This is a genomic window from Dietzia massiliensis (genome assembly GCF_018390595.1).
In the GTDB taxonomy this organism is placed as follows: domain Bacteria; phylum Actinomycetota; class Actinomycetes; order Mycobacteriales; family Mycobacteriaceae; genus Dietzia; species Dietzia massiliensis.
Genome location: NZ_JAHBAV010000264.1, coordinates 1 through 398 on the forward strand (window position 1 = coordinate 1; position 398 = coordinate 398).

Here is a 398-nt window from a genome sequence, read left to right on the forward strand (position 1 = left end):
CTCCCGAGGCGAGCGTTCGACATCCACGGGCAGCTGCGCGCCCATCAACTCCACCAGATCCGCGCGGGTGAACGTCGCCTTGTCCATCGCCTCGGCCGCCCCCAACAACCGCCGCCGATCAAAAGGCGCTGTGGCCGCCGCACCCCACGCCCGCCGCGCCTTGCGCGCCTCCTGGAAGGCTTCGCGATCAACCCTTCCCCCCCGCGCGTCCCCTTGCCACATCGCCGCCAGTTGTGCCCACGCCATTTGTTCGGGTTTGGTCGGGCGGGTGGCCTTTTGCGCGGCCGCCAACTGCCCCGCCGAGGGCCCTGCGGCGGCGTCGACGACGACCAGATGGTTCGCCGCCCATTCGCGCAGCGCACTCGACCGTTGTGACCACGCGGCGATGCTTTTCGGGT

Annotated in this window: 1 pseudogene; it reads right to left on the bottom strand. The window is 70.6% G+C overall.

Features of this window, described 5'->3' with window-relative positions:
- Window positions 1–398: pseudogene (locus KHA85_RS17145) on the bottom strand (MobF family relaxase); the annotation flags it as partial.